25 protein-coding genes are annotated in these 26855 nt (G+C 58.1%); 13 read left to right on the top strand and 12 right to left on the bottom strand.

The features are described from left to right. The first annotated feature begins 146 nt into the window (after nt 1–146). The 5 genes from AC13DD_RS10385 (at nt 147) to AC13DD_RS10365 (ending at nt 8533) form a co-directional block, all read left to right on the top strand. Nucleotides 147–1124 (top strand): TAXI family TRAP transporter solute-binding subunit, encoded by a 978-nt coding sequence (locus AC13DD_RS10385; protein WP_008176323.1) that lies wholly within the window; start codon nt 147–149, stop codon nt 1122–1124. 90 nt (nt 1125–1214) lie between these two features. Continuing rightward, on the top strand, nt 1215–3404 hold the full coding sequence (locus AC13DD_RS10380; protein WP_014576235.1) for a TRAP transporter permease: 2190 nt from the start codon (nt 1215–1217) through the stop codon (nt 3402–3404). 116 nt (nt 3405–3520) lie between these two features. Then, nucleotides 3521–5335 carry a sensor histidine kinase gene (locus AC13DD_RS10375; protein ID WP_288367791.1) on the top strand — a complete coding sequence of 605 codons (1815 nt, stop codon included), beginning with the start codon at nt 3521–3523 and terminating at the stop codon, nt 5333–5335. Next, entirely contained in the window at nt 5332–6684 is a 1353-nt protein-coding gene (locus tag AC13DD_RS10370; protein WP_092030297.1) for a sigma-54-dependent transcriptional regulator, read from the top strand. The genes AC13DD_RS10375 and AC13DD_RS10370 overlap by 4 nt, the downstream gene beginning before the upstream one ends. 154 nt (nt 6685–6838) lie before the next feature. After that, nucleotides 6839–8533 (top strand): methyl-accepting chemotaxis protein, encoded by a 1695-nt coding sequence (locus AC13DD_RS10365; RefSeq protein ID WP_482931104.1) that lies wholly within the window; start codon nt 6839–6841, stop codon nt 8531–8533. Between the two features lie 76 nt (nt 8534–8609). On the opposite strand, the gene AC13DD_RS10360 is transcribed toward AC13DD_RS10365, so the two are convergent. The 3 genes from AC13DD_RS10360 to AC13DD_RS10350 all read right to left on the bottom strand — a co-directional run bounded on the left by AC13DD_RS10360 (nt 8610) and on the right by AC13DD_RS10350 (nt 11328). Beyond that, the gene (locus tag AC13DD_RS10360) at nt 8610–9995 is read right to left on the bottom strand and encodes a PhoH family protein (protein ID WP_041644998.1); all 1386 of its coding nucleotides are present in this window, start codon (nt 9993–9995) and stop codon (nt 8610–8612) included. Between the two features lie 24 nt (nt 9996–10019). Continuing rightward, nucleotides 10020–10511 (bottom strand): CBS domain-containing protein, encoded by a 492-nt coding sequence (locus AC13DD_RS10355; RefSeq protein WP_273156365.1) that lies wholly within the window; start codon nt 10509–10511, stop codon nt 10020–10022. A gap of 82 nt (nt 10512–10593) precedes the next feature. Then, entirely contained in the window at nt 10594–11328 is a 735-nt protein-coding gene (locus AC13DD_RS10350; RefSeq protein ID WP_482931103.1) for an START domain-containing protein, read from the bottom strand. A 137-nt stretch (nt 11329–11465) separates the two neighbouring features. Here AC13DD_RS10350 and AC13DD_RS10345 point away from each other — a divergent pair, with 137 nt between their 5' ends. After that, complete coding sequence (locus AC13DD_RS10345; RefSeq protein WP_482931102.1) at nt 11466–12473, top strand: DUF2804 domain-containing protein; 1008 nt, start codon at nt 11466–11468, stop codon at nt 12471–12473. Between the two features lie 40 nt (nt 12474–12513). On the opposite strand, the gene minE is transcribed toward AC13DD_RS10345, so the two are convergent. The 5 genes from minE to AC13DD_RS10320 all read right to left on the bottom strand — a co-directional run bounded on the left by minE (nt 12514) and on the right by AC13DD_RS10320 (nt 15084). Beyond that, entirely contained in the window at nt 12514–12765 is a 252-nt protein-coding gene (minE, locus tag AC13DD_RS10340; protein ID WP_008176301.1) for a cell division topological specificity factor MinE, read from the bottom strand. A gap of 3 nt (nt 12766–12768) precedes the next feature. Beyond that, nucleotides 12769–13581: a septum site-determining protein MinD gene (gene minD, locus AC13DD_RS10335; protein ID WP_008176299.1), complete on the bottom strand. Its 813-nt coding sequence runs from the start codon at nt 13579–13581 to the stop codon at nt 12769–12771. Between the two features lie 77 nt (nt 13582–13658). Next, the gene (minC, locus tag AC13DD_RS10330) at nt 13659–14420 is read right to left on the bottom strand and encodes a septum site-determining protein MinC (RefSeq protein WP_482931101.1); all 762 of its coding nucleotides are present in this window, start codon (nt 14418–14420) and stop codon (nt 13659–13661) included. Further along, complete coding sequence (locus tag AC13DD_RS10325) at nt 14417–14806, bottom strand: HopJ type III effector protein (protein WP_014576244.1); 390 nt, start codon at nt 14804–14806, stop codon at nt 14417–14419. The genes minC and AC13DD_RS10325 overlap by 4 nt, the downstream gene beginning before the upstream one ends. Beyond that, nucleotides 14806–15084 (bottom strand): DUF1244 domain-containing protein, encoded by a 279-nt coding sequence (locus AC13DD_RS10320; RefSeq protein WP_014576245.1) that lies wholly within the window; start codon nt 15082–15084, stop codon nt 14806–14808. The genes AC13DD_RS10325 and AC13DD_RS10320 overlap by 1 nt, the downstream gene beginning before the upstream one ends. Before the next feature lie 115 nt (nt 15085–15199). Here AC13DD_RS10320 and dinB point away from each other — a divergent pair, with 115 nt between their 5' ends. Further along, complete coding sequence (dinB, locus tag AC13DD_RS10315; protein WP_482931100.1) at nt 15200–16264, top strand: DNA polymerase IV; 1065 nt, start codon at nt 15200–15202, stop codon at nt 16262–16264. On the opposite strand, the gene AC13DD_RS10310 is transcribed toward dinB, so the two are convergent. Further along, on the bottom strand, nt 16261–16809 hold the full coding sequence (locus tag AC13DD_RS10310) for a phosphatase PAP2 family protein (protein WP_062785572.1): 549 nt from the start codon (nt 16807–16809) through the stop codon (nt 16261–16263). The two genes, dinB and AC13DD_RS10310, sit on opposite strands and share 4 nt — an antisense overlap. Beyond that, a complete protein-coding gene (locus tag AC13DD_RS10305) occupies nt 16775–17983 on the bottom strand; it encodes a glycosyltransferase family 4 protein (protein ID WP_008176287.1) in 1209 nt (402 codons plus the stop codon). Before AC13DD_RS10305 ends, AC13DD_RS10310 begins: the two co-directional genes overlap by 35 nt. Before the next feature lie 126 nt (nt 17984–18109). On the opposite strand from AC13DD_RS10305, the gene AC13DD_RS10300 reads away from it, so the two are divergent. The 4 genes from AC13DD_RS10300 (at nt 18110) to AC13DD_RS10285 (ending at nt 22505) form a co-directional block, all read left to right on the top strand. Continuing rightward, the gene (locus AC13DD_RS10300; protein ID WP_008176285.1) at nt 18110–19147 is read left to right on the top strand and encodes an NADP(H)-dependent aldo-keto reductase; all 1038 of its coding nucleotides are present in this window, start codon (nt 18110–18112) and stop codon (nt 19145–19147) included. Between the two features lie 226 nt (nt 19148–19373). Further along, nucleotides 19374–19697 carry a hypothetical protein gene (locus tag AC13DD_RS10295; protein WP_482931099.1) on the top strand — a complete coding sequence of 108 codons (324 nt, stop codon included), beginning with the start codon at nt 19374–19376 and terminating at the stop codon, nt 19695–19697. Nucleotides 19698–19824: 127 nt separating this feature from the next. Beyond that, complete coding sequence (locus AC13DD_RS10290) at nt 19825–22035, top strand: acetyl-CoA hydrolase/transferase C-terminal domain-containing protein (RefSeq protein WP_104270168.1); 2211 nt, start codon at nt 19825–19827, stop codon at nt 22033–22035. After that, the gene (locus AC13DD_RS10285) at nt 22035–22505 is read left to right on the top strand and encodes an FKBP-type peptidyl-prolyl cis-trans isomerase (RefSeq protein ID WP_008176279.1); all 471 of its coding nucleotides are present in this window, start codon (nt 22035–22037) and stop codon (nt 22503–22505) included. Before AC13DD_RS10290 ends, AC13DD_RS10285 begins: the two co-directional genes overlap by 1 nt. Here the strand turns inward: AC13DD_RS10285 and AC13DD_RS10280 are convergent. Further along, nucleotides 22423–23283: a lysophospholipid acyltransferase family protein gene (locus AC13DD_RS10280; RefSeq protein WP_482931098.1), complete on the bottom strand. Its 861-nt coding sequence runs from the start codon at nt 23281–23283 to the stop codon at nt 22423–22425. The genes AC13DD_RS10285 and AC13DD_RS10280 overlap by 83 nt on opposite strands. Nucleotides 23284–23300: 17 nt before the next feature. Further along, nucleotides 23301–24062 (bottom strand): GNAT family N-acetyltransferase, encoded by a 762-nt coding sequence (locus AC13DD_RS10275; RefSeq protein ID WP_482931097.1) that lies wholly within the window; start codon nt 24060–24062, stop codon nt 23301–23303. 246 nt (nt 24063–24308) lie between these two features. Here AC13DD_RS10275 and AC13DD_RS10270 point away from each other — a divergent pair, with 246 nt between their 5' ends. Together AC13DD_RS10270 and AC13DD_RS10265 are read left to right on the top strand one after the other, a co-directional pair. Continuing rightward, nucleotides 24309–25046, top strand: coding sequence for a response regulator (locus tag AC13DD_RS10270; protein ID WP_014576254.1), 738 nt, complete (start codon nt 24309–24311; stop codon nt 25044–25046). 22 nt (nt 25047–25068) lie between these two features. Beyond that, nucleotides 25069–26688, top strand: a complete 1620-nt coding sequence (locus tag AC13DD_RS10265; protein WP_227507729.1) for an ATP-binding protein — start codon at nt 25069–25071, stop codon at nt 26686–26688. Nucleotides 26689–26855 lie beyond the last annotated feature (167 nt).

The raw sequence follows: 26855 nt of genomic DNA, 5'->3' as shown, positions 1-26855 counted from the left end.
CGCCTGACCTTGCTCTGATTCTAGTAAGGCCCTGTTTTTCCGAATTAATCGAGATCTGGTCTGCTCCTTGCTGATTGGGTTACCCACCGGAGCTGTTAGAGCTTCGTTGAGCACCCAACAAACAAAATGAATCGGGAGCATTCCTTATGAAAACCCAAGCCGTAATGGCGGTGGCCTTTGCCTCCACCTTCGCAGTCGCAACCCCCGCAACAGCCCAGGATCGTTCGGACTGGCCGAGCAACTTCACCGTTGGTACCGCCAGTCAGGGTGGAACCTATTTTGCCTACGGTTCCGGTTGGGCGAACTTTGTGGCTGAAAACCTGGGCGTTTCCGGTGGTGCCGAGATCACCGGCGGACCGGTTCAGAATATGGCGCTGGTGCACACCGGCGACCTGAAGTTTGGCCTGACCACCATGGGCCCGGCTCGGGAATCCATGGACGGTAACAGCCCGCTTGCGCCGGGCATGAAGATGGACAACGTCTGCGCCATGTTCCCGATGTACGAAACACCGTTCTCGGTGACCGCGCTATCCAGCTCTGGCATTACTTCCATCGCCGATATCCCTGATGGCGCCACGATCGGTTTTGGTCCGGCGGGCTCCACCTCGGACACCTACTTTCCGCGCATGATGGAGACCCTGGGTGTGAACTTCGAACGCCGCAACGGCAGCTGGTCTGATCTGGGCGGTCAGCTTCAGGATGGACTGATTGATGTGGTTGCCTTCGCCGCCGGTATTCCCATTCCTGCGGTCAGCCAGCTGGAAGTGCAAACCGACGTGAACATCATCGGTATGAACGATGCCGAGGCCGAGACCATTATCAGCAACTTCCCGGTGTCCGAGTTCATCATTCCGGCGTCCACCTACCAGTCCCTGGATGCGCCTTCCCGCGTGGTATCCATGTGGAACTTCGCGATGGTCAACTGTGATGTATCTGAAAGCTTCGTGTATGAAATCACCAAGCTGACCATGGAGAACAACGACAAGATGGTCTCCATTCACAAGGCGGCCCGTAACTCGGTACCCGAGAACTACACAAAGAACAACGTCCTGCCCTGGCACCCGGGCGCTGCGCGTTGGTTCAACGAGAATGGTTACCCGATCGAAGACAGCCAGATCAAGTAACAGTGCTCGAGCAGGAGGCTGCCCTGCAGCCTCCTGCAATGTATGGCCAGCCGAGTTCTGGCTCCGATTTGCCTGCAAGCAGGGTGTGTCATGACTACCGAACAAGATTCCAAAGACCTTCCGGACATTGAAGTGGGCGAAGACCATGTACTCGCGCACAACGTGGACGAGGAACCGGTCGAAGCCAACCGCCGGCTTTTCGAAGGCGGCCTGCTGAAATTCGTCGCGCTGCTGGCGATAGCCTATTCAGCCTTTCACCTGTATTCCCTGAACATAGCGCCCCTGGAAACCTGGTCGTTCCGGATTGTGCACATTGCCGGTGCCCTGGTGCTGGGTTTCGTTCTGTTTGCCGGCGCCCGGTTTGTGTCATCGGAAGAGGGCGGCGCACGCCACCGGTGGACAACCTGGATCAGTGCCGGTGCCATGCTGCCGGCTCTCTATGTGTTGTATCAGACATTTTCGTTCTGGCAGATGGTTCAGAACGGCGCCATGCGGATTCCGGTCGAACTGGAGGTGTGGCACTTTGGCTGGCCGCTGCTGGCGGCGACCGGTGTTGGCATTGTCATGAGCTGGTTTCATCAGCGCGAGCGATCGGTATTCAGTGTGCCCGACCTGGTGTTGATCGTCTGCTCGCTGGCCGTGGCCGCCTATTTCCTGGTGGTTTATAACACGTCCATGCGGATGTCGACCGGCACCTCCTTTGCGCCGGTGGGTATCTCGTTTGCAGCCATTGCCGGCACGGCCCTGATCATGGAACTTACCCGGCGCGTGGCGGGGATGGCACTGGTGATCATCGGTCTGGTGTTTCTGGCCTATGTTTTCGCAGGACCCTACCTGCCAGGTTTCCTCGGTTACCCGGGGCTTTCGGTTCAGCGTTTCTTCAGTCAGGTGTATACCGATGCCGGAATCCTTGGGCCGACCACGGCGGTGTCTTCGACATACATCATTCTGTTCATCATTTTTGCCGCCTTCCTGCAGTCCTCGAAGGTGGGTGACTACTTCGTGAACTTTGCCTTTGCGGCGGCCGGCCGTTCCCGGGGTGGCCCGGCCAAGGTATCGATCTTTGCATCGGGCCTGATGGGTATGATCAACGGCACCAGTGCCGGCAACGTGGTATCCACCGGCTCCCTGACGATTCCATTGATGAAGAAGGTGGGCTACAGCAAGCAATCCGCAGGCGCTGTCGAGGCGGCCGCGTCCACCGGTGGTCAGATCATGCCGCCGATCATGGGCGCCGGCGCCTTTATCATGGCGGAGATTACCGGCATTCCCTACACCGAGATAGCCATCGCGGCGATCATTCCGGCGATCCTGTATTTTGCCTCGGTCTACTTCATGGTGGATTTTGAAGCCGCCAAGACCGGCATGCGCGGCATGCGTGAAGACGAGCTGCCAAAGCTCAGAACCATGATGAAGCAGTGCTATCTGTTCGTGCCGATCATAATCCTGATTGTCGCCTTGTTCATGGGCTATTCGGTGATCCGGGCCGGCACCCTGGCGACCGTTTCTGCCGCGGTCGTGAGCTGGCTGTCACCCAACAAGATGGGTCTGCGGCATATCCTTCAGGCACTGGAAATTGCTTCCTATATGGCGATCCAGATTATCGTGGTGTGCGCAGCGGCCGGGGTAATCGTGGGCGTGATTTCGCTGACGGGAGTGGGCGCGCGCTTCTCTGTGCTGTTGCTGGACGTTGCGGCCACGAGCCAGTTGCTGGCGCTGATCTTCGCCATGTTCATTTCCATTCTACTGGGTATGGGGATGCCGACCACGGCGGCCTATGCGGTAGCTGCCTCAGTGGTCGCGCCCGGCCTTGTCCAGTTGGGTATTGAACCGCTGACGGCGCACTTCTTCGTGTTCTACTTCGCTGTAGTTTCCGCGATCACACCGCCGGTTGCGCTGGCCTCCTATGCCGCTGCAGGCATATCGGGCGCCAACGCCATGGAAACCTCCGTGGCCTCGTTCCGGATCGGCATCGCAGCCTTCATCGTGCCTTTCATGTTCTTCTACAACGGCGCGTTGTTGATGGAAGCCGGCTGGTTCGAGATCGCGAGGGCGCTGGTAACCGCAACCTTTGGCGTTTACATGCTTTCTGGCGGCGTGCTCGGTTGGTTTGCGAGCATTTCCGCGTCCTGGATAACGCGACTCCTGCTGATTGCGGCCGCGTTGCTGATGATCGAGGGAGGGCTCTGGACGGATCTCACCGGTATTGCCCTGGCGGTCCTGGCGTTCGTCATCCAGAAGCAGCGTAAAACTCGCCTTGCCACAGCTGGCGCCCTGTAACGGGGGCTTGCTGTCTGGGTCAGAACAACCGTGCCATGGAAGCATCGCACGGTTGTTCTGCACCCGGCCTGGCTATACTCTAGCGGCTTTCCGCGGTTTTTCGGGAACCGGACCCTATGCCTTACCGTATTGGCGTTTTTCTCCTTTTCGTGGCGACCCTGGTGGCCGCCTGGCTGCTCGGTGGCTGGGTTGGATACCGGCAGGTGGAGCAGGAGAGCCTGGAGGAGTCCTTCCGGTATCGCCAGTTGGTGGCCAACGAACTGAACCGATATCTCCCGGTGCCCGAGCTGATGGCCGAGCATCCGTTACTGCAACGGGCGCTGGAGGCGCCTGACAATCCCTCTGCTATTCTCTCGGCCAATGAACAGATGCAGCGCATGGCCACTATCGTAGGCAGTTCGGATGTCTACCTGATGGATACTCGCGGCCTGACGATCGCAGCCAACAACTACCTGCAGCCAGACAGTTTTGTCGGGCGGAATTTCAATTTCCGGCCGTATTTCTATGAGGCGATGGAGTCGGGCGATTCGGCGATCTATTTCGCCCTCGGCCTGATGTCTGGCGTTCGGGGTCTGTATTTCTCGCATCCGGTTCGGGACGAGGGCGGCCAGATTATCGGGGTGGTCGCCGTGAAGGTTCTGGTTCACGAACTGGAATCCCAATGGGATCGCCCTACTGGCTTGCGAGAGGCGGAGATGGTCGTGCTTGATCATAATGGCATCAGTTTTCTCGCGAGCAGGCAGGACTGGCTTTACCGCAATTTCTCGGGGATGGCCGATGCCGTGCCCGACGAGTATTCCCGCCGGCGTTATCCAGGCCGTGATTTGACGCCAATGGCACTGAAAACGTTGGGAACCCCATGGGGGCTTCTCGAGCAGTCAGCAACGGTCCGTATCCAGGACAGTGGCAAACCCCGGGAATATCTGAGCGTAAGCACGCCTCTGCCAAGGATGGACTGGACGCTTCAAGTCATGGTGAGCACTCGCTCGGTCGTCTGGACCCGGTTGGGTTTTGCGGTCGGTGGGGCGGCGCTGTTCTTTGGTGGCCTGTTGACCTGGCTGTACCTGCGCGAGCGCTACCGGCGCGAGGCTGAACTGGCTCTTCGGGGCGAGCAGCTGGAGCGAAGCGTGGCCGAGCGAACCGCAGACCTGGAGAACTCCAATCGCAAACTGGTGGAGGAGATCCGGGAGCGAGAACGCACCCAAACCGAGCTGCGGGAAACACAGCAGGAGCTGATCCAGGCTGCAAAACTGGCGGTGCTGGGTCAGATGTCCGCGGGCCTCAACCATGAAATGAACCAGCCTCTGACGGCCATTCAGACCTATGCCCGAAACAGCCGCCGCTTCCTTGAGAAAGGTGCCGGGGAGATGGTGGATGCTAACCTGTCAGAAATCATCCTGCTGTGTGACAAGATGGCGGAGCTGACCCGGCAGTTCAAGGTTTTTGCGCGCAAATCCGAAGGCCCGCCAGCGGTGGTGGATCTCCGGCAACCGATTGACGCATCCCTGAAAATTATCGTTGCCCAGCAATCGAGCTCGGAAATCGATATCCAGTGGCACCGTCCGGACTCGCCGGTGATGTGCCACGGTGACCTGATCCGGATAGAGCAGGTTATGGTTAACCTGATGGCGAACGCGGTTCAGGCGGTAGAGGGTGGTGCTCGGCCGGAAATCCGGATTGATATAGAAGAAACCGAGCAGCACTGGAAATGCCTGGTGCGCGATAACGGGCCCGGATTGCAGGGCGACACCGAACAGATTTTCGAGCCCTTTTTTACCACCAAATCGGTCAAGCAGGGACTGGGTCTTGGGCTTTCCATATCGCGCCAGATTGTGGATGCGCTGGGTGGCAGCCTGACCGGTCGTAACCGCCGGGATGGGCCGGGCGCAGAATTCGTCGTAACCCTCAAGAAGCGGGAGGCCATGGAATGACAGAACCCTCGGTAATCTTTGTGGACGACGATCCACACATCCGCCAGGCTATTGCCCAGACACTGACCCTGGAGGAGTTGCCGGTCAGCTGCTTCGAAGATGCGCCATCGGCGCTGGGACATATCAACGCCGACTACGACGGCGTGGTTCTCTGCGACTACAACATGCCGGAGATGACCGGCCTGGAGTTGCTGGACCGGCTTCGAGCTATCGATAACACCATTCCCGTGATCATTCTTACCGGGCAGGGCGACATAAGCACGGCAGTAACGGCCATGCAGCAGGGCGCTTACGACTTTATCGAGAAGCCGTTTGATCATGATGAACTGATTGAACTGCTCCGTCATGCCCTGGAAAAACGGCATCTGGCCCTCGAGAACCGTCGACTGAAAGCACAGCTGCGACACCTGGCCAGACCCGGTCCACGAATGTTGGGGGATTCGCCGTTGATGCAAAAGGTCATGGCGACCGTTGATCCCATCCTCGATATTTCGGCCAATATTCTTCTGCACGGGGAAACTGGGTCCGGGAAGGATGCGCTGGCCCGATACATTCATGAGAACAGTGGACGCAGTGCCCACAACTTTGTAGCAATCAACTGCGGCGCGGTGCCCGAGAACCTGATTGAAAGCGAGTTGTTTGGCCATGAGGCCGGGGCGTTCACCGGGGCTGAAAAGCGCCGTATCGGCAAGATCGAGCACGCCCACAAGGGCACCCTGTTCCTGGATGAGGTTGAGAGTATGCCCGTGCCCTTGCAGGTGAAACTCCTGCGGGTGCTGGAAGAACAACGGGTCGAGCGTCTGGGCAGCAATCAGGTTCAGGAGGTGGATGTCCGGATCATTGCCGCCACCAAGGCGGATTTGAAAAAACTCAGTGACGACGGCGAATTCCGGCCTGATCTCTATTACCGGCTGAATGTGGTCAAAGTTGACATCCCGCCGTTGAGAGAGCGGAAAGAGGACATCCCGCTGCTGTTCCATCATTTCGTGCTGATTGCCGCGGCCCGTTACGATCGGGAGAGCATACCGCTTGATGCTGGTCAGGCAGCCCGGCTGATGCAACATTCATGGCCCGGCAACGTTCGCGAACTTCGGAACCTGGCTGAACGTTATGTCCTGCTGGGGCCGGCAGCGCTGGATGAGAACGAACCTGCGGATACGGCCAATGTGGCGGGTCGACAGACGCTCGCCGAAATGATGGACGGTTTCGAGCGTTCTGCCATTATCAGCGCCCTGAATGCCAGTCATGGCAGCATCAAGGACACCATGGTCCAGCTCGGTATTGCCCGGAAAACCCTGTACGACAAGATGCGCAAGCATGGGTTGGACAAAGCCCAGTTCAAGGATTGATGAGCAACAAAAATTTACCGGCATGGTTACAGGCTGGAAACAAACTACGCAGTATCATCAATGATATTGCCCCCGGTTTTTGCGTAGTCTTTGCGACTTTTTCCATGCCGGATCGCCCGGCGAATTGATCACTTAACCAAAAAGACTACCAGTCATGAAAAACCTGACCATCCAGACACGGGTACTGTTGCTGGCCCTGGTGCCGGTGATTGTGCTCACGGCATTCCTGACCAGTTACAACCTTAACCAGGCCAGTGCTATTGGCGAAGAGGCCGTTGCCGGTTTCTCCTCCGATATGGAAGAGAGTAAACGCCAGGAACTGCAGAATTATCTGGCCGTTGCAAAGTCTTCCATCGAGCATCTCTATAATCAGCCTGGGTCCGCAGACGATCCGGAGGTGCGCGAGAAAGCGTGGGAGATCCTGCGACAGCTTCGTTTTAACGATTCGGGAAGCACCGGTTATTTTTTTGCGTATGACACCCGGGGTGTCAATGTGATGCACGGCGTCAACCAGTCTCTGGAAGGCAAAAATCTCTGGGACTTCCAGGATCCCAACGGAACCTTCCTGATTCGTGAGCTGGTAAAGGCGGCGCGCAATGGCGGCGGTTATGTGCCTTATGGTTGGAAAAACAGCGAAACCGGACAAGTAGCGCCCAAGCTGGGCTATGCGGAAATGCTGCCCAAGTGGGGTGTGATGATCGGCACCGGCTTCTGGATTGACGGCCTTGAGGCCCAGGTAGCGGCGATGGAAAGCCAGGTGGGGACTTCACTCGAGGACGCCGTGATAGGCTCAGTCAGCACCTCACTTGTCGCATTGGCGCTGATCGTCCTGCTTGCCCTGATCGTGGTCCGCAGCATCATTCGGCCCCAGAAATCGGCCGTGTCGGCAATGAATGACATCGCCAGCGGCGATGGCGACCTGACCCGTCGTCTTGACGTTTCCGGCAAGGATGAGCTTGGACAGTTGGCGACTGCCTTTAACAGTTTCGCCGACCAGGTGCACGGACTGGTTGAACGCGTGCTGTCGTCTACCCGCACGCTGAACGAGGCCACGGCTGATTTGAACCAGGTCATGACTGAAGCCGAGCAGGGCGTCGAGCGACAGAAATCCGAGAGTGATCAGGTGGCAACGGCGATGAACGAAATGACCGCAGCTGCCCAGGAGGTTGCGAGCAACGCGAGTGAAGCCTCCACGGCCGCCGATCATGCCAATGGACAGGTTTGCGATGCCCAGGGCCTGGTACATCAGGCTACCGAAGTTATTGGCGGGCTCTCCGAGCAGGTGGGAGAGGGCGTTCGGGTTATCGAGCAGCTTGGCACTGACTCTCGCCGGATTGATAGCGTACTGGAGGTCATTCGCGAAATTGCTGATCAGACCAACCTGTTGGCCCTCAACGCTGCGATCGAAGCGGCACGGGCCGGCGAGGCCGGTCGGGGTTTTGCCGTGGTGGCTGACGAAGTTCGAACGCTGGCTCGCCGGACCCAGCAGAGCACCCAGGAAATCCAGGATATGATTGAGCGGCTTCAGTCTGGGGCAGGGAATGCGGTCAAGGTAATTGCTTCCATCAGTGAGCGCAGCGAAGCGACCGTGGAAGAAACCCGGCAGGTCAACGATGCGCTGCAGCGCATTGGTCAGGCTGTGGCAACGATCACGGACATGAATACACAGATTGCCAGCGCAGCCGAAGAGCAGACCAGCGTTTCCGAGACCATTAATCAGAACGTGCATGAGATCGTCGCGATTACCGAACAGACGGCGCAGGGAACCCGTCGGGCCGGAGATGCAACTCAACGGCTGAAGAACCTGGCGTCCGAGATGTCAGAGCAGGTCAGTCGGTATCGGGTGTAGGCATTACTGATTAAGTGAGAAAGGGGCAGAACTCGGGTTCTGCCCCTTTTTTTCGTTCTTTAAATGCTCGCCAATGTCAGAGATTGGCTTCGGCAAATTCTGCCAGTAGCGACCGGGGAACACCCTGCAGGTGGATGTGGGCGCCATGTCGAAAGCGCTTGAATCGTTCGGTCATGTAGGTGAGGCCCGAACTCAGGGCACTCAGGTAGGGCGTATCGATCTGCGCAAGGTTGCCGAGGCAGATCACCTTTGACCCGTTGCCGGCCCGGGTAATGATGGTCTTGATCTGATGGGGCGTCAGGTTCTGTGATTCATCGATAATGATCAGACTGTGCTGGAAGCTGCGGCCCCGGATGTAATTCATGGATTTGAAGTGCAGGGGCACCTTGCTGAGGATGTAGTCGACGCTGGCGGTCATGTTCTCGTCGTCCTCATGGAGCGCTTCCAGGTTGTCGACGATGGCGCCCAGCCAGGGCTCCATTTTCTCGGCTTCAGTGCCGGGCAGGAACCCGATGTCCTCGTCGAGGCCCTGGGTGGAGCGGGTGGCAATAATGCGCTTGTAGAGCTTGCTGGCCACGGTCATCTCGATACACGCAGCCAGCGCCAGGATGGTTTTGCCCGAGCCGGCGGAGCCGGTGAGGTTGACCAGGTGGATGTCCGGGTCCAGGAGCAGGTTCAGCGCCATGGCCTGATAGATGTCCCGGGGAACCAGGCCCCAGACTTCCTCGTTCATCAGGTCGTGTTGGTGCAGGTCCTTGATGATCAACTGGTCGTCGGAGAGGTCCACCACCTTGCCGACGAAGCCCATTTGATCGATGACGAATTCATTGATGTTCAGCTTCGCCAGCTCGCCTTCCCGCTTGAGGATATGTTCGGTCGAACCCTCCCGCTGAACAGTCTCCACTTTCTCGATGGTGTCCCAGAAGGAGTTGGGGAATTCCCGGTAGCCCTTGGGCAGAAGATCAATGTCATCGAGCAACTGGTCGTTGTGGTAGTCCTGAGCTTCGACGCCGAAGCCCCTTGCCTTGAGGCGCATGTTAATGTCTTTCGACACCAGGATAATGTCCCGGGACTTGTGGCGGTTCTGGAGAGCAGCCAGGGTGTTGATGATCTTGTTGTCGTTCAGATGCTCTGGCAGCGAATGGTTGCCACTGTCACCGGTGCTCATCAGGATCGAAAGAGTGCCCAGGGGTTCGGCCTTCTTGCCACGCACGATGGGAACACCTTTCTCGATCACCTTCGGGCTGGCATCGCCCAGCAACTTATCGATGTTGCGGATGGCCTGACGGCAGTCAGCGGCCACGGCTTGCTTGCCGGATTTGAGGCTGTCGAGTTCTTCGAGGACCGTCATCGGGATGATGACATCGTGTTCTTCAAAGTTGAGGAGGGCGTTCGGGTCGTGGATCAGGACGTTGGTGTCGAGGACGTACATCTTTCGGCGAGCTTGCGGTGCTCTGGGCATAAGTGGCGCTACCTCTCTGGTGGCTCAGTCGTTATCGGCGCAGCGTTGCGTGAGTTCCTCATCCGAGATCACTTTCAGCATATCGTAAGTCGTTATGATGCCGGTAATTTTTGAATCATTCGTGACAAAGATCCGGTGCAGGTGATCGCGCATCATGATATTCGCAATGTCGCGCACCGGCGTCTTCTCGTCAACCGATAAAACAATGGGGGTCATGATGTCCCGGACTTCTACCGGCACCTTGCCCATTTCCTCAAAGATCACCATTCGCAGGCGTCGGGCTTCCTCCCGTTCTTCGGGAGTCAGATGCCGGTCGGCATCGGAGCGCGTGGCGTTCCAACGGAATTCGGTGATGTCTTTAAGAGTGGCAATGCCGACAATTTCGCCGTCGTCATCGGTGACGGGGCTGCCGGTTATCTCGTTGTCGGTGAGGAAGCGGGCCAACCGGTCCATGGTCCAGGATTGCGGGACGGCCTTGATGCTGGGTGTCATGATCTCGTAGGCGAGAACGGTCATTGATCTGGGCTGCCTTCTAGAGTCCTTTCATAAAGCTTAGCGCGTGATACTCCGCGCGTCATCCCTTACTGTGCGCCGGGACTCAGGGTTTGTTCATGCGAAGGCCGGTCAGTTGGCCCTGCTCGTCATAAACCAGTTGGTACCCCTGGTACTTTTTACTGTTGGCAACGCGTTCCAGCGCTTTCATCGACCTCACGGGAATATCCACCAGCAGGGAGTTCACCAGCCAGCCGGGTAGCGCTCCGTTGGGGTCCGTGTGCTGGACCCACACCATCCGGGTGCTCTCCCCCTCCGGCGTGAACCGGTAAAGGGTGTCCGAGCGATCGACTCTCACCCGGCTACTGTTTTCCGCCCTCTGATCGGGCATGGCGTTCAGATCCATGACGATCTCACCGGAGGTCTGATCACCTCGTGTGCGTATGCGCAGGACATAGTCGCGGTCAGTAACCGGCCAGGGCATGTCATTCACGGAATAGGCAAAGCGATCGTGAAACACGCCATTGCCAAACCCATGGGATTCCGTGCAGTTGTGCACCCACTCGATGCAGGAACCGGGGTTGGCCATCACAGCCATCAGGTTTTCGATAGGCGCGTCGAGCACCGCCACGGCCTTGAAGGCCTTGAAGCTGGAGCCTGGCTGCTCGATGGTATAGACCCGGATGTGATCGGCTTCCTTGCGTAGCGTCCACGCCTCGTCGCTTTCACTGGGCAGTTCAGCACGGGCGCTGGCGGCAACAGCAAACACCAGCAACGCACAGACCAGCCCACTGATCACCGAGGCCCAGCCCGTAATGCCATGGGCTATGCTCTTTCTCATAGGGTACACTTCCTTGCAGATGGTGGGCCGAGTCTAGCATGGGGCTTTTGCCGGCATGGCCACGGAAACAGTGGATTGTGAACCAGGTAGCGACCTGTTGATTTGGTAACCGAAATTGGCCCGATCTGACGACGACTATGACCATTAAGAAACTTATCAACGGCAAAGGGCAGGTGATTCCGGGACTGCTGGATGAACCGGTAGAAGAGATCAACTACCTGGACTATGACCTGCGTACGGTGATGGACCGCCCGCGTTCAAAGCTGGCAAGACGCTGGCGGTTCAACCAGTTCCAGTTTGTCAGTGCCATGGGCCCGGGTTGGGTGTTTGGTCTGGGGGTGGTGGATCTGAAACTGCTGGGCAGCGGATTCTTCTATCTCTATGACTTCGAGACTGGCCAGATGATGGAGCAATCGTTCCTTCAGCCATTGGCCCGGCAAACCTGCATTGAGCCACGGCCAGAGGAAGGGGTGACAAGGTTCAGCAAGGGCGAGGTAGCCGTGCGAATTGCGCCTTCTGCGGATGGCCGGACAATTACGGTCTCGGCCCCGGGAGGTATTCGTATTGAACTGACGCTTTCAGAGGATCGGGACCCGCTCCGGCTGGTATGCCCGGCCGGCTACAATGGCTGGGTATTTACCCGCAAGTCGGCAGGTTTGCCGGTGGAAGGGGAAGTGCGCTGGGATCATCGTATCTGGCGCTGCGACGAGCAGACTCGGGGATCCATCGATTGGAGCTGTGGCTTCATGCGCCGGGAAACAGCCTGGAACTGGGCCTGCCTGGCCGGCCAGCTTGCGGATGGCCGGTCCGTGGGATTGAACCTTGCCGCTGGGGTCAATGAGACGGGAATGACGGAAAATGCGCTCTGGCTGGATGGTGTCTGCCACGAACTGGGCGCGGCAAGGTTCCGTTTTGATCGCTATCAACCAGGCGGCGACTGGCATGTGAGCACCGAGGATGGTCGGGTCGATCTGCACTTTGTCCCCGCTGGTGTGCGCAAGGAAAAACTGGACGCCTGGGTACTGGCATCCAACTTCCGGCAGTACGTGGGCTCGTTCAGTGGAACGGTGACGGATGAGGCTGGCGGAAAAATTGAGGTTAAAGGTCTGCGGGGCCTGATGGAAGACCACTTTGCGAGGTGGTAAGAACTGGCCTGTCCCACCCGGGACAGGCCAAATAAGCGGGTTATCGCTCCGGTAGCGTGACGTTCAGCTCCAGTACCGAGCAGCTCTCGTTGCGGTCTACCTCAACCTGAACCATGTCGTCGCTGATCTGAACGTACTTTCGAATGACCTCCAGCAGCTCCTGCTGCAGCTGGGGCAGGTAGTCCGGCTGGTCACGTTGGCCCCGCTCGTGAGCCACGATAATCTGGAGGCGCTCTTTGGCCACGCTGGCGGTGTTCTTCTTTTTACCCTTGAAGTAATCGAGGAAACTCATCCCTTAGCCCCCCTTGAACATCCGTGAGAAGAAACCCTTCTTCTGGGACGTCATGAAACGGTGTTCCCGTTCCTCTCCCAGAAGGCGTGCAACCGCATCATCGTAGGCCTGGCCGGCATCGCTGTCCTCTTCGAGGATAACCGGCAAACCCTGGTTTGAAGCGTTCAGAACAATCTGGCTTTCCGGAATGACGCCCAGCAGAGGTATCGCGAGGATTTCCTCTACGTCCGCCACGGACAGCATCTCGCCCTTTTCGACACGGGACGGGTTGTAACGGGTCAGGAGCAGGTGTTCCTTGACCGGGTCCTGGCCCATTTCGGCTCGACGGGATTTGCTCTGCAGAATGCCCAGAATGCGGTCGGAATCCCGCACCGAAGACACTTCGGGATTGGTAACCACAATCGCCTCATCAGCGTAATACAGCGCCATCAGGGCACCATGCTCAATGCCGGCAGGAGAGTCGCAGACGATGTAATCGAAGGTCTCGGAAAGCTCGTTGATGACTTTCTCGACGCCATCTTTGGTCAGTGCTTCCTTTTCCCGCGTCTGGGAGGCCGGAAGGATGTACAGGGTATCGACCCGCTTGTCGCGGATCAGCGCCTGGTTCAGGGAGGCTTCGCCCTGGATCACGTTTACGAAGTCGTACACCACGCGACGCTCGCAGTTCATGATCAGGTCCAGGTTGCGCAGGCCCACGTCAAAATCGATGACTACTGTCTTGTGGCCTCGCTTGGCAAGGCCGGTGCTGATCGAGGCGCTGGTGGTGGTTTTGCCAACGCCGCCCTTTCCTGAGGTAACGACAATAATTCTAGCCAAGGTTCTGTTCCTGTTTCTCGGTGGATTCGTCGTGTCTGCCGAATTATCCGGTCAAGTTATTGTGTTCAGCTCCAAAATCAGGCCTTGTCCAGTGGCGTTACCACCAGCAGGTCGTCCCTGAGCTGGATTTGCACAGCGCTTTTCCAGCCATTGTCCTGAAGATCTTCGGAGATTTTATAGTGTCCCGCGATGGACACAAGCTCCGCTCCCAGCGATTGACAGAAAACTCGTGCGGATTCTGCGCCATGGATGCCGGCCAGGGCCCGGCCCCGAAGCGGGCCGTAAACATGGATGTTGCCCGCCGCGAGCACTTCGGCACCGGCCTGCACCGGCGCCAGGATAACCAGGTCACCTTCCGGTGCGTGGATCTGTTGGCCGGAGCGGACCGGCTGGGAGATGATTTTGGCCGGAGGTGGGTCACCGGCAGCGCTTGTCGAGGCTGCAACCACTGCCGCTTCCGCTTCGTCCGCGGCCGCCTGTTCGGCTTCATGGGTGCGATCCCGCTGGCCGTTACCCGGCAGCAGCGCCAGTGCAGCGCCCCGGGCAAGGCGGCGCTGGTCGTCGGTGCCACCGCGAACGCCAATCACATGGATGTGGTTACGCCGGCAGGTGCCGATCATCTTGAAAAAATCCAGTTCACTGTCCAGTCCCTGGTATTTCTCAAGGCTGATGATCAGCGGAATATCCTTGAAGAACCCGGGGGCCTGGCTGATCTTGTCTCGCAGTACTTCTTCAAATTCGCTGTCGTCAAAATAATAGAGCTCCAGGGCTGTCATGGACACGCTGGCGCTTTTTAGCTGAAAACCCTGTTTTACCCCGGAGGTGGCGGTATCGCTCATGAAGGAGTCTCTTCCCTGGTCATGTTGTCGGTTGGGTTCGGGCGCTGCCGTAGTGGCACGCCTTCGAAGCGGATGCCTGACCATCCTGTACTGATAAACTGGCGAATGTTGCCGTGGCTCTCGCCGGTCGGATCGTCCAGAACCTGCTGATAGTGCTCGGCAAACAGCTTGAGCGTGTCGACTTCGCTCAGATTGCAGTACTGGCCCAGACCAAAGATCCGGCAGGAGCCGGCATTCTCGCCTTCTGCGTTTACCAGCGGGCCATTGCGGAAGCCGCAGGGCTGGTACTCGAAGTGCTGTTCAATCAGGGCCAGGGAATCTTTGAAACTGGCGTGGCCAGCGTCCAGGGATGCCAGATGAATCCTTACGGCATCGTTGACGCTCATTATTTGTGTTCCTGCTTGGGGCCTGTCTGATAGAGCGCCTTCCAGTCCTCGTACGGCATTCCGTAGATTTCTTCACGGGCCTGGGGATCTGAAATCTCGAAACCACGCTCATTCGCTTCTGCCAGATACCACTTGGACAGGCAGTTGCGGCAGAAGCCCGCCAGGTTCATCAAGTCGATATTCTGGACGTCGGTGTTTTCGCGCAAATGCCTCACCAGTTTACGGAAGGCTGCGGCTTCAATTTCGGTGCGTTCTGCTTCAGGAATCGGGTTGCTCATGATGGCCTCGCAATGGTTGATGCGCCGGTTGTTGGGTTTCCTGACATTCTCTGCATGTTAGCTTAAGATACAAGGCTGTATAAATGTACAGAAAGTCGACGCGAGCCCTCTGATTATGCCACAACGCAAGATCATCCATGTGGATTGTGACTGCTTCTACGCGGCCGTGGAGATGCGGGACGATCCCAGCCTCCGGGATGTGCCGCTGGCAGTGGGTGGTGATGGTGGCCGGGGCGTGGTAACTACCTGCAATTACAAGGCCCGCGCGTATGGTGTGCGTTCGGCGATGCCGGGTAGCGAGGCGCGTCGGCTGTGCCCGGGTCTGGTGACGGTACCGACGGACATGGGCCGGTACCGGGCGGTCTCACAGCAGGTGATGGCTATCCTGCGGGAACTGACAGACCTGGTGGAACCGCTCTCTCTGGACGAGGCCTTTCTGGACGTCTCCGATGTGACCGATCATAAGGGCAGTGCCACTCTTATGGCGCGCCACGTTCGGGAGCGGGTGCGCCAGGAAGTCGGTATCACTATTTCCGCCGGCGTGGCGCCCAATAAATTTCTCGCAAAGATTGCCAGTGACTGGGAAAAGCCGGACGGGCTGTTCGTGATTCGCCCTGAGGACGTTGGGAGTTTCGTGCAGGCGTTGCCTGTCGAAAAACTGTTCGGAGTGGGGCAGGTGACCGCCTCGAAACTGCATGCTCTGGGGGTCAAGACCTGCGGCGACATGCAGGCGCTCGGGCCCGATGTATTGATTGATCGGTTCGGCAAGCAGGGCTATCGACTCCACGAGATGGCCCACGGCCGGGATGAGCGGGCGGTGGTGGTATCGCGGATTGCCAAGTCGGTAAGCGTGGAACGAACGTTTTCCCAGGATTTGCCAGATATGGCCGCCTGCCAGACCGTCATGGCCTCACTGGTTGCGGATCTCAACCTTCGCCTGTCGCGCAAGGCCCGCCGAAAACCGATCCACAAACTCTTCATCAAGATCCGCTACAGTGATTTTTCAACCCATACCCTTGAGCGGGTTCGTGAGCAGGTCAAAGAGCCGGCTCTGGATGATTATCTGCCACTGCTGGCTGAGCTGGTCACTAACCGGGAGCGGCCGGTGCGGCTGCTGGGTCTTGGTGTGCGTTTCCGCAATGATGATGCGCCGGTTACCCAGTTGCGTCTGTTCGATTAGAAGTGCAGCCAGCTCATGGCCGCGTAACCCATCAGGCCACCGATCAGGGCGCCGGCAGCGACATCGCTGGGGTAGTGCAGGCCGAGCACCACCCTCGATGCCGCCACACTCAACGTAAACGGAAGCACGATGAGAGCCAGCGCCGGTTCCGCCACGGTCAGCATGACCTGAAAGCAGGCAGCGTGCAGCGTGTGGCCGGACGGGAAGCTGTAGCGGTCCAGGGGCGGTGTGCCGCAGTTGATGGCGGGAAAGGATATAAATGGACGTTCACGGATGAGCCAGCGCTTCAGTAACTTGTAACTGAGGGTGCAGGTGAGGCCGGTCAACGCCATAAGCAGTGCCAGCCCTGGCCCGGATTCCGGTCGGAGAAAGGGGATGAACAGAATCAGTGCGTACCAGAACCAGCCGTCGCCGAGTCGGCTGACCAGTCGGAAATACCCGAGGGCGGGCCGGAACTGAACAGCGCGGTTAATAGACTGGCAGAAAGCGACTTCCCGCTGGTCTGCCAGTTCAAAGAAGCGAGATGCTTTGCTTGTTGATGGCATGGTATCCGGCCTTTGCGGTTTGGTTGAAAACCAGTTGTTCAAATTGTTCGATCTGCGAGTTCCAGTTCTGTTCCAGAGCGTCCAGCCTTGCCTGGGCCCTGATCCGGTTCAGCAAGGTTGGTTGATCGGCCAGGCGGAGAGCGCTGTCGACGTATGCTTCATCCTCGTCCAGAGGCACCTTCATGCCGTTTTCTTCGTGGCGTATGTGTTCGGCTGCGGCGGCGTCGTCAAAGCTGACGACGCCCAGTCCGCTGGCCATTGCCTCCAGCACCACGTTGCCGAAGGTGTCGGTTTTGCTCGGAAACAGGAAGAGGTCGCCTGAGGCGAAATGGCGTGCCAGGTCGTCGCCCCGGCGGGTGCCGCAGAACACGTAATCGGGGTGGCGTTCAGCCAGCTGGCGCCGTAGCGGGCCGTCGCCAACCAGTATGAACCTGGCCTGGGGGTGAAGGCCGCGAATACGTTCGAAGCAGGCAACCGCCATCCGAAGGTTCTTTTCCGGTGCAAGCCGGCCGACATACAGAATGGCGCGGTCATTGGCCTGTAAGCCCCAGGATTCCCGCAGTGCGCTGTCTCGCTTGTGGGGAGTAAAGCGATGACAGTCCACGCCCCGACTCCAGAGGCCGGTCGCCGGAATACCCATGGCGCGGGTTGTCTGCTGCATTTTTCGAGTCGGCACCAGGGTGATGGCCGTGCGGTTGTGGAACCATCGACCGTAGAGGCACAGCAGCCTCTCCAGCATGCCGACGCCATAATAACGGCTGTAACTGTGAAAATTTGTGTGGAAGCCCGAGCTGACCGGAATCCCTATCTGCCTTGCGGCTGTGGTCGCCGCAACGCCCAACGGGCCCTGAGTGGCAACGTAGACGGCATCGGGGCGGTCAGTGGTCAGGAGCTTTTTCAGATGGCCGGTTCGGGCGAGGCCAAAGCGCAGGTCGGCGTACCCGGGTAGCGGCAATCCGGTCACCACATGTTCACGGGAGAAGAGTGCCTCGCCAGCACTGGCAAAGTGGCCTTTGCGCTCATGCTGCTGTCGCGGCCGTATAACCGTTACCCGGTGCCCACGTTGCATCAGCCCCTGGCAAAGCTGCCTGAGCGTGTTTGCCACGCCATTGATTTCCGGCGGAAAAGTCTCCGAAACAATGGTAATGTGTTGTGAGCGCCGGTTGGCCTGCATGGTCTCGGTCACGGTGTTTCCTGTGCTTCCTTTGACATGCCCCTACTATGAAAAGCCGGCATGACAGTTATGCGACACTCCCGTGACATTCCCTTTACCCGTTAACCGAACCGAATCGGAGACGATATGCAAACGCGAAAGCTTGGAAAGACCGATCTCGACGTTACCCTGATTTGCCTGGGCACCATGACCTGGGGGGAGCAGAACACCGAAAAGGAAGCATTTGAACAGCTGGATTACGCAGTCGCCGAGGGTATCAACTTTATTGATGCCGCAGAGATGTACCCTGTGCCGCCCCGGGCGGAAACCCAGGGGCTGACCGAGACCTACCTGGGAAACTGGCTTGCAAGCAGGGGCAACCGCAACGAACTGGTAATTGCGTCGAAAGTGGCGGGACCGGGCAACGGACTGAAGTACCTGCGTAATGGTCCGCGCCTGACCCGGGATCATATTATGGAAGCCTGCGACGCCAGCCTGAAACGCCTGCAGACCGACTACATTGATCTGTACCAGGTGCACTGGCCGGATCGCAGCACGAACTTTTTCGGCAAGCTCGGTTACGAGCACAACCCGGAAGAATCTTTCACGCCGATCGAGGAAACACTCGAAGCGCTGAATGATCTGGTTCGGTCCGGGAAGGTCCGGCACATCGGACTGTCCAATGAGACGCCCTGGGGCACCATGGAGTACCTTCGTCTGTCCGGCGAGAAAGGCTGGCCGAGAGTGGCCAGTATCCAGAATCCCTACAACCTCCTGAATCGTTCATTTGAGGTGGGGATGGCGGAAATTGCCCACCGGGAACAGGCCGGTTTGCTCGCCTACTCACCGCTGGCTTTTGGCATGCTCTCCGGCAAATATCTGGGCGGCAAGTGGCCTGAAAAAGCCAGAATGACCCTGTATGAGCGTTTCAGTCGCTACACCGGCAGTCGTGGCATGGATGCCACCCAGGCCTATGTTGAGCTGGCTCGGCAGAACGGATTGTCTCCGGTCCAGATGGCGCTGGCTTACGTGAACAGCCGTAGCTTTGTGACCAGCAATATCATCGGAGCAACATCCATGGAGCAGCTGCGGGAAAACATAGGGTCCGCAAAGGTCACCCTGAGCCCCGAGGTACTGGAAGCGATAGAGGCCATTCATCAGGAATTCACCTACCCCTGCCCCTGAGCCCGCCGGCTTGGTTGGCTTGAACCCCCGGCTGAGAGGCGCTGGCCGGGGGTGCTGTTACAGTCTGAAATATCGGGGATCATAAATTGACAAAAAGATGCTGATGCCGTGACAAAAAGTCGGCGTCTTTGTGTGCAGATTCACATTTTTCCGGCTCTTAATCATTAGACTTAAGCCTAAGGTATCCGTAGACTCCCGTGTCGGAAAAAAGGTCTCAGGCAGTGTCATGATTATTCGAATCTTTGTTGCGTTACTCGCTCTCAATCTTGTTGCTTTCGTCGTTCGCGCCGAAGCATCCGAGCGCGTCTTCGAACAGGTCGAAAGCAAGACAGCCAGCGAGCAGATTTTCGAAATCCAGGAACGGGTTTCCGGTGATTTTGGCGAGGACAGTTCCGATGCGTTTGCCGAAATCGGTTCCCGCCTGCTGAGCCTTACCTTCACCCGTTCGAAGCACTCCGGCAAGCATTATGCGTCAGATCCGGCCCAGGCCGACCATGGCATTGCGCTCCTGAACGAGGGTGCCTGCCTGAACCTGAAGTGGAACTTCTGAACCCCGCAATTCCCCGCACCCGGCAGTATCATCAAACCCCAGAATCATGATCTGGCGCATTGTCTGTGCCCGATGCTCGTGTGATCATCTCCGTTAACATGCTGATTAGCCAATAAGGAGCTTGGTAATGGCGGGTGATAGAGGGCAGTTATCAAATGATGTGAACGCCTGTGTTGACGAGGTGATTCGCCGGGTTGGCAAGGAGATTACTCTCGGTTTGCCGCTCGGGCTCGGAAAACCGGTTCGCTTTGTTAATGCGCTATACCAGCGGGCGAAAGACGATCCGGAAATCAGCCTGCACATTGTTACGGCACTGTCGCTGCTGGCGCCAAAGGGCGGCTCCTCGCTGGAAAAGCGTTTCATGGGGCCTTTTGTTGAGCGCCTCTATGGCCGGATTCCTGAACTGGCCTATGCCAAGGATGTATCGGCAAACCGTCTTCCTGAGAATGTTCAGGTCTCGGAGTTTTTCTTCAAAGCCGGCAGTTATCTGAACAATCGTTCCCAGCAGCGGCATTACGTGTGTACCAACTATACTCATGCCGTTCGCGATCTGATGGCGGTGGGTGTCAATGTCGTCGCCCAGATGGTGTCGCCGGGCGAGGCCCATGGGCAGCCCGGCCAGGTCAGTCTGAGCTGCAACCCGGATCTGACGCTGGACCTGATTCCCCTGCTCCGTGAGCGCGAGGCGGCTGGCACGCCGGTGGCGCTGGTGGCCGAGATGAACCAGAACCTTCCCTGGTTTGGCCATCATGCGGCGATTGAAGCAGACCGGTTCGATGTCTTGCTTGATCAGCCTTCGGGAGACTATCCGCTGTTCTCAGCGCCCCAGATGTCGGTCAGCCCGGAAGACCACCTGATCGGATTCTACGCCAGTACCCTCCTGAAGGACGGCGGTACGCTCCAGGTTGGCATCGGCTCACTGGGCGCGGCCCTGGTCCACAGTGCCATTCTCAGACACAGTCACAATAAGGCCTGGCGGCAGGTGTTTGACCATCTCCAGGTTGATCAGCATTTCCCCGTCGTTCGCGAGGACGGTGGCACCGGCCCCTTCGAGGAGGGGCTTTATGGCTGTAGTGAAATGATGGTGGATGGTTTCCTGTACCTGATGCAGGAAGGCATCCTTACCCGCGAGGTATACGATCACGCCGGTCTGCAGACATTGATCAATCGCGGTGATATTCCCAGCGAAGTGTCTCTCGCAACCCTCGATGTCCTGCGGCGCGAAAAGCTTATTGATAGCCCGTTGCGGGCAAAGGATGTTCATTGGCTGGTCCAGCACGGCATCTTTAAAGAAGCTGTCGAGTTCAAGGGCGGCCGTTTACGTATTGGTGATCAGTCGGTCGAGGGTGATCTGGACAATCCGGAGGCCCGGCAGGCCATCCAAACCCTCATCCTCGGGGAACGGCTGACTGGCGGTATCGCCATGCACGGCGGTTTTTACGTTGGTCCCGAGCAGTTTTACCAGTACCTCAGGGAAATGACCGACGAGCAGCGTGCAAAAATCTGCATGACCAGCGTGAACTTCATCAACCACCTGTATGACCACCGGTTCGGAGACCAGAAGCTGAAAGCGGCGCAGCGCGTTCATGGCCGGTTCATCAATTCGGCTATGATGTACACCCTCAACGGTGCTGGCGTATCGGATGGTCTTGAAGATGGTCGTGTGGTCAGTGGCGTCGGTGGCCAGTACAACTTCGTTGCCATGGCTCACGAGCTGCCGGGCGCACGTTCGATCCTGTCGCTGCGCAGCACCCGGTCATCCCAGGGCAAGGTACTGTCCAATATCGTGTTCAATTATGGTCATTGCACCATACCCCGCCATCTGCGGGACATAGTCATTACCGAGTACGGGATTGCCGATCTGAGAGGGCAGTCCGACGAGCAGGTCTTCCTGAGGCTGATCCGCATTGCCGACTCCCGGTTCCAGCAGGAGCTTCTGAAAAAAGCCCAGAAGGCGGGCAAGGTGGATCCTGCGTTCAAGCTGCCTGCCGACTGGTGTAACAATACCCCGCAAGCCATCCGTCGTGCCGTTGCGGCTGCGGGAGATGCCAGCCTGTTCCCTCCGTTCCCGTTTGGCAGGGACTTTACCGATGAGGAGCTGACGTTGGGGAAAGCCCTTAAGGGGCTCAAGGCCGCAACGGCCACTCGCCGTGGTAAACTGTCCACTCTGTTACAGGCCCTCCGGGCCCGGGATGACGAAGGCCGTTACGGGTCCCTGCTTGAGCGCATGGGCCTGAGTAACCCTTCAGGATTGCGGGACAAGCTGGATCAGCGACTGGTTATTCATGGCCTGCAACAGCTCGAAACACCACCGGATACAGGAAACTCGAAAACCTGATGACAGCTTCACAAGCAAGACCCGACGTTTTTACCGTTCACTATGTTTTGAAGAACAAGATCGGCGAGCTGGTTGATACTTCCGAAGGCAGTGAGCCCCTGCACTTCGTCTATGGCAGTCCCGAGATTATTGAAGGGATCCAACAGGCGGTGAAAGACCGCAACGTGGGCGATTGCCTCGAGGTAACGGTACCGCCGGCCATGGCGTACGGTGAGCACAAGCCCGAGCTGGTGCGCAAGGTGCCACGTTCACTGTTCGAAGGTATCGAGAACCTGCAGATTGGCATGAAGTTCCAGACCAACACGGGCGATGAAGCGCAGATCGTGCAGGTTGTCGGGATTGATGGCAACCTGGTTAAGGTGGACGCCAATCACCCATTGGCGGGCTTTACCCTGTACTTTGATCTGGAGATCGTTGGCCGCCGTGAAGCGACGGAAGATGAGGTAGCCCAGGGTCGTCCCCTGTTCTGAGACACTCGGTTGCCGGTCTGTCGTATTCACCACGGTATATTCGGGTCAGTCCTTCCAGAACGGTCTCTCTCAGGCTGGCGGCGAACTCTCCGGCCGGGATCTTTTCCGACGGGTGCACAGGTTCGTGGAAGACTACGTCGACCCGGGCAGAAGGCTGGGCTAGCATCCGCAACAAATGGTGGTGGAACTCATCATCACCAATGAAGGGAGCCAGATGGTCGGGGCGGCCTTCCCGGCGATAGGCAATAGTGATCGGTTGTACCGGCGTTCTGCTCTCTGGAGCGGCCTTGAGCAACAGGCCATGGAACGGCAATACCGTCAGACCTGCGCTGGTGGTTCCTTCCGGGTATATCAGGACACTGTCCCCGGCCCGCAAATTCCCGATGACCTGGTCCCGAACCCGGCGGGCCTGACCACCGCCGCGTCGAATGAAGAGCGTGCCGGCCTGTCGTGCCAGCCAGCCTATGACCGGCCACTGGCCGACCTCGGCTTTTGACAGAAACCGGATCGGTGCCAGGCTCCCCAGAATCGGAATATCTGACCAACTGATGTGGTTGCTGACGAACAGAACGGTATCGTCTGAGGGTGAGCCATGCTGGTGTATACGCAGTCCCAGGCACGGGCAGGCCCACCGGAAACAGAATCTGGCCCAGGGTGTCCGATCGATGGCTTTGCGGGTAACCACTTCACTGACCCTCAAACCGGCGGCCAGCATCGTGGTGGCTGCCAGAAAAGCCATAAAGGCAGTGATCCGAACGCAGAGTCTCAGCCAGCTCATCTCACAGACTCCCGTCTTCAGGATGCCGAGCGCATGAAGTGCCGGCTGTAGCGGCCGGCCAGTTTGCTGACCTCCAGCACAACCAACAGGTCGGCACAGCGAAAATCCGGATCCCAGCAGGGCTCACCGCAGACACGGGCACCAAGACGCATGTAGGCTCGGATCAGCGCAGGAACGTCCACCGGTCGATCGCTGTCCCGGGTGTGGGTCAGATGCGGCATCGCGCGAAGTGGCTTTACCAGAAAGGCCGGATCGGCCAGGTACTCGTTCTGGAGGTGGCGGGCGATGCGCCAGGCTTTCAGGCCTCCGTCAGACATGCCGATGCTCGCGCAGCCAATCATGTAGTCAACACCGCGCTCAACCAGATATTCGGCCACTGCCGACCAGAGCAGGCTGATGGTCGCGCCATTGCGATAATCCGGGTGAACACAAGTGCGCCCCAGCTCGGCTATGGTGCCAGGGAGTCTCTCCAGGGCGCTCAGGTCGAACTCCCCGGCCGAATAAAAGCCGCCAACGGCTGCCGTGTCTGCCTGATGCAGGATTCGCGTGGTCGCTACCAGCTCGCCGGAATCCAGGTCGGTTACGACCAGGTGGTCACACACGGTGTCGAACTCGTCGGCGTCGATGCCTGGCGTCTGTGCGCCCAGGTCGCTGCCATACTCTTCCGAAAACACCCGGTAACGCAGTCGCTGGGCTGCTTCGACCTGTCTGGGGCACCGGGTTATGTCGGTTTTCAGGCGACGGGCGCTGCGGCGGGCTTTCGCGGTTTGTGTGGTCATGGCGTCGTCTCTTTTGTTTCCATTTCCCGACAAGCCTATGAAGCCGGTATGACACATCGGTGACCACCAGGTGACGTGTCTGTGACATCGGGGTCCGATTGGAGGTTACGGGAGCTCTGTCACAGGGTGTAACGAAGCAGTAGTTCCATGTATATTTCTGAATAGCATGTATAATTGCTGTTACAGCAGGTTGCCTGTATCGTCAGGTACACAGAATGACCTGAAACCGGAATAACAAAACCAGAGATGGATGGCGTGGAACAGACAAACGAAAGTTGGCGAATTCTGATTGTCGAGGACGACGAGCGGTTGGCGGAGTTAACCCGCGAATACCTTGAAAGCAACGGGTTGACCGTCTCCCTGGAAACTCATGGTGGTGCCGCGGTAGAGCGGATCCGTAACGAGCAGCCGGATCTGGTGGTTCTGGATCTCATGTTGCCTGGCGAGGATGGGCTCTCCATTTGCCGTCGGGTGCGCCCCTTCTTTTCCGGTCCGATCATCATGTTGACTGCCCGAACCGACGATCTGGACCAGGTCCTGGGTCTGGAAATGGGTGCCGATGACTATATTGGCAAACCGGTCAAACCCCGGGTGCTGCTGGCGCGTATTCGCGCGATGCTGCGTCGGGTGACCGAAACCGGCTCGGGGTCGGCGGACGAGGCAGGGGGCGAAGAACCGGTGCGCCTCCAGTTCAATGATCTGGTTGTCGACCGCTCCATGCGGGAGGCCTGGCTGAGTGAAGAAAGCATCGATCTGACCAGCGCCGAATTTGATTTGCTCTGGTTGCTCGCCAGCAACGCGGGCCGCGTGCTTAGCCGGGAAGAAATCTTCACCGCCTTGCGTGGTATTGAATATGATGGTCAGGATCGATCCATTGATGTTCGCGTTTCCCGGATTCGACCCAAGATTGGCGATGACCCCATCCATCCGCGACGCATCAAGACCGTTCGTAGTAAAGGCTACCTGTTCGTAAAGGAAGCCTGACGATTCAGTCTCTGGAGCCGGTGTGCCATTCGCCCGCATACCGGTGTTCCATGCCAGGGTTGGTACCATGCCCCTGAAGTTCTTCCTCAAGCTTTATGCCCGCCTTGCCGGCCTGACCGCGCTGGTTGTTTTTTTATGTGTCCTGCTGTTCACCGGGATCAACTCGGTGCGCTCCCAATTCTGGCATGAACGCTTCCCCGAGCCACTGATGCGCTGGCTGGCTGCGGCCCCGGCACCATTACAGCAATACCACTGGCTGAGTTCGGCGGTTGATCTTCGCATGGGGGCTGCTTCCCGTTTCAACCTGTCACCGGTGGCTCTGGAGCGACTTGGCTACGGCCAGGTGGTTGGCATCGACAGTGACGTAGGGTATCGGGTTCTGGTAACCGGACTGAGCGGAGAAATCCTGCAGCTGCGTCTGAACGAGCCCTACCGGGATGTGTCAGAAACCATTGGGTTGATTTTCCGGTGGCATCTTGATTCAGCCTCTGCGGATGACCGTCTCAATGTTGCCTCGCAAATGGCCCGTTCTCTCAATGTCGAAGTGCAGACCCTGGACGACGCCGACCTGCTGCCGGACTCTGACGTTCTGGACCAGGTCGCCGAGCGGGGCCTTGCCTTCTACACCGACGAATCAGACGGTTGCGGACGGGTGATCGTTCAGCTATCCGACGGTGAGTTGTACCGGATTGACATGCCCGCGGGGTTTGATCCCTGGGCCTGGCCGGTTGTCCTGCTGCTGGTCCTGGTGCTTGGCGGGGTTTTGGCCGTTGCCGTTTTCCTCGCGCTCCGGGAAGTGGACAGTAATCTCAGAACCGTTGAGTCGGTAGCGGTTCGAATCGCACGTGGAGAAATGAGCGCCCGGGTCCAGGCGGGCGAGGGAACGCTGGTAACCCGCCTGGCCTCGTCATTCAACGGTATGGCCGAACACATACAGCGCCTGGTGCAGGTGCAGCGGGAAATGATTCACGCGGTTTCGCACGAATTGCGCACTCCCGTGGCCCGTATCCGCTTTGGCGTCCAAATGATCGAGGACTGCCAGGACGAGTCTGCCCTGCAAAGGCAACTGGACGGTATTGATGGCGATATCCAGGAACTGGACGAGCTGATTGATGAGATCCTGACATATGCGCGGCTGGAGCAGGGCGGCCCGGTTTTCTCGCTGCAGGAAACCTCGGTAACCGACATTGTCCGCCAGGTGGTCTCTGAGCAGCAGATGGTCCGGCCCGAGCTGAGTATCGAAGGCAACATTGATGAGGTCTCGGAACGTTGGGCGCTGTCGGATATTGAGCCTCGCTACCTGCATCGGGCGATCCAGAATCTGGTAGGCAACGCAGGACGCTACGCGGCTGGCAAGGTGCTGGTCAGCTGTCATTTCGATGAGGACAACTGTCGCGTTGACGTTGAAGACGATGGCCCCGGCATTCCAGAGGAAGACTGGGAGAAAGTGTTTACTGCGTTTGCCCGACTGGACGACAGCCGTACCCGAACCTCCGGCGGCTACGGCCTGGGTTTGTCTATTGTTCGCCGGATTCTCTACTGGCACGGAGGGCACGCCTTCGTCAGCAGGAGCGACACGCTTGGCGGTGCAAAATTCAGCCTGGTCTGGCCCAGAAAAAAACCGGTGGACTCCATTGTGTGAGCCAGACCCCATCGCCTCACCTGATGTAACAAAGCAGCTACACAAGCACTACTGAAGTTTTTGGCGGGCCGGTCAATACTGCAAAGCGTAAGGGATGACTTTTGAGGTTGTAGTTCTTACGAACTTTCCTTGTTTCATTCGTCATTTGAGGGCCGGTTTTCCGGCCC

This window comes from Marinobacter sp. L-13 (genome assembly GCF_056857715.1).
The sequence above is the reverse complement of the archived record's forward strand: the minus strand, read 5'-3'. Positions and strand labels throughout refer to the sequence as shown.

What these genes read in the sequence shown, in the direction of transcription:
- AC13DD_RS10385 (WP_008176323.1), top strand. Translation starts at nt 147, where the DNA reads ATGAAAACCCAAGCCGTAATGGCGGTGGCCTTTGCCTCCACCTTCGCA.
- AC13DD_RS10380 (WP_014576235.1), top strand. Translation starts at nt 1,215, where the DNA reads ATGACTACCGAACAAGATTCCAAAGACCTTCCGGACATTGAAGTGGGC.
- AC13DD_RS10375 (WP_288367791.1), top strand. Translation starts at nt 3,521, where the DNA reads ATGCCTTACCGTATTGGCGTTTTTCTCCTTTTCGTGGCGACCCTGGTG.
- AC13DD_RS10370 (WP_092030297.1), top strand. Translation starts at nt 5,332, where the DNA reads ATGACAGAACCCTCGGTAATCTTTGTGGACGACGATCCACACATCCGC.
- AC13DD_RS10365 (WP_482931104.1), top strand. Translation starts at nt 6,839, where the DNA reads ATGAAAAACCTGACCATCCAGACACGGGTACTGTTGCTGGCCCTGGTG.
- AC13DD_RS10360 (WP_041644998.1), bottom strand. Translation starts at nt 9,995, where the DNA reads ATGCCCAGAGCACCGCAAGCTCGCCGAAAGATGTACGTCCTCGACACC.
- AC13DD_RS10355 (WP_273156365.1), bottom strand. Translation starts at nt 10,511, where the DNA reads ATGACCGTTCTCGCCTACGAGATCATGACACCCAGCATCAAGGCCGTC.
- AC13DD_RS10350 (WP_482931103.1), bottom strand. Translation starts at nt 11,328, where the DNA reads ATGAGAAAGAGCATAGCCCATGGCATTACGGGCTGGGCCTCGGTGATC.
- AC13DD_RS10345 (WP_482931102.1), top strand. Translation starts at nt 11,466, where the DNA reads ATGACCATTAAGAAACTTATCAACGGCAAAGGGCAGGTGATTCCGGGA.
- minE (WP_008176301.1), bottom strand. Translation starts at nt 12,765, where the DNA reads ATGAGTTTCCTCGATTACTTCAAGGGTAAAAAGAAGAACACCGCCAGC.
- minC (WP_482931101.1), bottom strand. Translation starts at nt 14,420, where the DNA reads ATGAGCGATACCGCCACCTCCGGGGTAAAACAGGGTTTTCAGCTAAAA.
- AC13DD_RS10325 (WP_014576244.1), bottom strand. Translation starts at nt 14,806, where the DNA reads ATGAGCGTCAACGATGCCGTAAGGATTCATCTGGCATCCCTGGACGCT.
- AC13DD_RS10320 (WP_014576245.1), bottom strand. Translation starts at nt 15,084, where the DNA reads ATGAGCAACCCGATTCCTGAAGCAGAACGCACCGAAATTGAAGCCGCA.
- dinB (WP_482931100.1), top strand. Translation starts at nt 15,200, where the DNA reads ATGCCACAACGCAAGATCATCCATGTGGATTGTGACTGCTTCTACGCG.
- AC13DD_RS10310 (WP_062785572.1), bottom strand. Translation starts at nt 16,809, where the DNA reads ATGCCATCAACAAGCAAAGCATCTCGCTTCTTTGAACTGGCAGACCAG.
- AC13DD_RS10305 (WP_008176287.1), bottom strand. Translation starts at nt 17,983, where the DNA reads ATGCAGGCCAACCGGCGCTCACAACACATTACCATTGTTTCGGAGACT.
- AC13DD_RS10300 (WP_008176285.1), top strand. Translation starts at nt 18,110, where the DNA reads ATGCAAACGCGAAAGCTTGGAAAGACCGATCTCGACGTTACCCTGATT.
- AC13DD_RS10295 (WP_482931099.1), top strand. Translation starts at nt 19,374, where the DNA reads ATGATTATTCGAATCTTTGTTGCGTTACTCGCTCTCAATCTTGTTGCT.
- AC13DD_RS10290 (WP_104270168.1), top strand. Translation starts at nt 19,825, where the DNA reads ATGGCGGGTGATAGAGGGCAGTTATCAAATGATGTGAACGCCTGTGTT.
- AC13DD_RS10285 (WP_008176279.1), top strand. Translation starts at nt 22,035, where the DNA reads ATGACAGCTTCACAAGCAAGACCCGACGTTTTTACCGTTCACTATGTT.
- AC13DD_RS10280 (WP_482931098.1), bottom strand. Translation starts at nt 23,283, where the DNA reads ATGAGCTGGCTGAGACTCTGCGTTCGGATCACTGCCTTTATGGCTTTT.
- AC13DD_RS10275 (WP_482931097.1), bottom strand. Translation starts at nt 24,062, where the DNA reads ATGACCACACAAACCGCGAAAGCCCGCCGCAGCGCCCGTCGCCTGAAA.
- AC13DD_RS10270 (WP_014576254.1), top strand. Translation starts at nt 24,309, where the DNA reads ATGGATGGCGTGGAACAGACAAACGAAAGTTGGCGAATTCTGATTGTC.